The sequence below is a fragment of the Deltaproteobacteria bacterium genome, from assembly GCA_016930875.1.
In the GTDB taxonomy this organism is placed as follows: Bacteria; Desulfobacterota; Desulfobacteria; order Desulfobacterales.
In genome coordinates this window covers 1-2695 of the sequence record JAFGFW010000112.1, presented here as the reverse complement: position 1 = coordinate 2695, position 2695 = coordinate 1, and the positions used below count along the sequence as shown (strand labels likewise).

Genomic DNA, 2695 nt, shown 5'->3' with positions numbered 1-2695 from the left:
TCTGACTGGATTCCGGCTTTCGTCGTTCGACCCTGAGGCTCTCGACGGGCCGGAATGACGGAGTGGTAAACGTCGTTGTAGGGTTAAGCTTTCAGTAAATCGAAAATGGCAAGAGCGAACCGATATTGGCCGCCAAAGAAATGAAATCAGTTCAGGAAATTCCAAAACTTATAAAAGAACTTCATGGAATTGTAGATAGCCTTGAGGCTCTTTTTCCTGGTCGTCATTTTACTCCAGACGGTCACTTGGTGGGAAGGATCGGCGAGGTTTTAGCTGCATACTAATACGATTTGAAATTAGTTACGGCATCTGCTGAAGGCCACGATGCAGAAGCAAAAGATGGGCGAAAAGTCCAGATAAAGGCTACTCAAAAAAAATCAATCGGCATTCGAAGTTGCCCTCAACATTTAATAGTCATGAAAATTTTTCCGAACGGAAATACGAAGGAAATTTTCAACGGTCCCGGAAAACTAGCGTCGGACGATACGGAGAAAATGCAAAAGAACGGTCAGCGTAATATCTCGTTAACGAAGTTGGCTAAATTGATGAAGGAAATACCTGAGGAAAGTCGCCTGTCGAGAGTTTTCCGGTAGGAGGCATTTCGGGTTCATAGGGGGTCTCCTTAGATATGCATATCTTGTTTAAGAAAAACGGTGATCGATACTCCTTCAACGCTATCCAGAAATGCGTTATGGACTTTGGAAAAGGGTACAATAGGACCGTATCCAAGGCGATAAAAAACTCGAACGCAGGCCTTGATAAGAAGGCGTTCCGTCAGAATGTGGCTATGCTCATGCCCAACTTTCTGATGGGCCGGGCAGGCCCTTTTAAAGGAGTCAAATACTCTAAGGGCCGCGTTATTGATCCCAAAAGGATAATATCTAAATGTTGGAAGAACATCGGTGAACAGTCAGTCGCGTTACGTGATTTTGTCGACGACCGGAACAAAGGCAATCGTTTGCGAGCCCTACTAGCCATTTCCGTTTTAGACCAAAGGACGGTGGCCGGCGAACTCTGGAGGATGTTCAAAGCACTTCTCCCTGTTTGTATGGGTAGACACAGCATGGGCCTTGTAGGGGCCAGCAAGGTGCTCTTTTCGGTTTTGCCGGAAGTGGCTCTGCCCATTGACAACTCGGAATGGCGTCACGTCTTTAAGACAGTAGACCTCGGTGACGTGATTCTGTTGATGGCGGAAGAAATTGCGAGGTGGGAAAAAGCCACCGGCACGCATCTGGACGAATGCGACCCGAATGAGGCACTTACCCTGCCGGCCGTATATAACGTCATGGCCATGAAAGCCCGACCCAAGCCGGAGCCGTCACAAGCCGGTCGCGGTTGATGCCGAGGTCTTTCGGACTTGAACACAAGCAGTTGAGCACTTGGACAAGGAGGATTCATGACACTCAAAACCCAATCTCTCATCATCCTTGCAGTGCTGTCTATCGTTGATGCGGTGATCCCGATTCCCATTGTTGGCATCGTTCTGATCTTTGTTTTCCTGCAGAAGCCACCCTGGTTTCACAAGTTGGTGCGTGAAGTTTACGAAACGTAGGGACAGCAGCTTTAAAAAGAGGCGATGGGAAGCGTTTGATATTCTCAGAGAGCCCTTAAAGCCGTTCTGTCCATCCTCACATAAAAACCTCAAAGAAATCCATTTTTTTCCTACCCGTGACCGCATCTGTCACACATCACCCGTATAATAGAGATAAAATATGATTAAAGGGGGACGATGGTGATGGGAAAGGTCATTAAGAACTACCTGGAACAGGCCAAGATTGATCGGAAACAATCCTACCGAAACCTGGCGGTGTTTCCGCTGCTCTCACCCTACGCCACTGCTGTAGACTACATCACGCTGGATGAGGCGCTGGATAGGGGTTTGATGGAAGTAGTTGAGGTGGACGAGTCAGGTTCCGTTCCCGAACTCAAGGTCGTCAATAAATCCCCAAAGATGATCCTGATCATGGACGGCGAAGAGTTGGTTGGGGCCAAACAGAATCGAATTGTCAACACAACGATTCTGATTCAAGCAAAATCCACGACGGTGATTCCGGTCAGTTGTGTGGAACAGGGAAGATGGTCTTACGGCACACCACGCTTTCATAGCCAAAAAAGGATAATGTCTTCTGGGCTTCGAGCTATAAAGGCCAGGCAAGTCCACGATTCAGTCAGGTATTCAGGTAGATACCGGTCCGACCAGGGGGCCATATGGGATGAGATATCGGCGAAGGCTAGGAGACATGAAGCTGAATCGCCCAGTATGGCAATGGCGAGCATCTATGAGAAGGAACGGTCTTTGATCGAGGATTACGTCAAGCATTTCAAGCTGGCCGGCATGCAGGTTGGGGCGGTGTTTGCAATAGACCGACGCAGACAGGCACAGACAAAAACAGTTTTTTGCTCGGTCGGACAGACCAAGCAAGACACCGTATCGGCGTCACAACAGTCCATGTAAATCTGTGTGTTTCCCGCGGCCAAAACAGAAGGAGAAACCGGTCATGACTTTTCTGGAGTGGATCGTGACGTGGTTCTTCGCCGACCACTTGGCTTCGAAGCAAGAGGAGGCCAGGGAATGAGATAGGGCTCATGGGATAGACGATCGTTCCAGAGCCCTATTTCACAATGTTCGGATCGGCTGCTTGACAACTACGCCCCTACATAGATGCCCCGTGCAACTCTTTTTATCTTTTTCTGG

The 2695-nt window shown here is 48.6% G+C and carries 3 protein-coding genes; all 3 read left to right on the top strand.

Going from position 1 to position 2695, the window contains the following annotated elements; all coding sequences use genetic code 11:
• Positions 1–628 precede the first annotated feature (628 nt).
• The 3 genes from JW883_10170 (at position 629) to JW883_10160 (ending at position 2455) form a co-directional block, all read left to right on the top strand.
• Positions 629–1339 (top strand): hypothetical protein, encoded by a 711-nt coding sequence (locus tag JW883_10170; protein ID MBN1842631.1) that lies wholly within the window; start codon positions 629–631, stop codon positions 1337–1339.
• Positions 1340–1396: 57 nt separating this feature from the next.
• Positions 1397–1552 (top strand): hypothetical protein, encoded by a 156-nt coding sequence (locus JW883_10165; protein MBN1842630.1) that lies wholly within the window; start codon positions 1397–1399, stop codon positions 1550–1552.
• Between the two features lie 183 nt (positions 1553–1735).
• Positions 1736–2455 (top strand): hypothetical protein, encoded by a 720-nt coding sequence (locus tag JW883_10160; GenBank protein MBN1842629.1) that lies wholly within the window; start codon positions 1736–1738, stop codon positions 2453–2455.
• Positions 2456–2695: the final 240 nt, after the last annotated feature.

Excerpts from the sequence above, each read along its gene's own strand:
- JW883_10160 (MBN1842629.1), top strand. The coding sequence starts at position 1,736 with ATGGGAAAGGTCATTAAGAACTACCTGGAACAGGCCAAGATTGATCGG.
- JW883_10170 (MBN1842631.1), top strand. The coding sequence starts at position 629 with ATGCATATCTTGTTTAAGAAAAACGGTGATCGATACTCCTTCAACGCT.
- JW883_10165 (MBN1842630.1), top strand. The coding sequence starts at position 1,397 with ATGACACTCAAAACCCAATCTCTCATCATCCTTGCAGTGCTGTCTATC.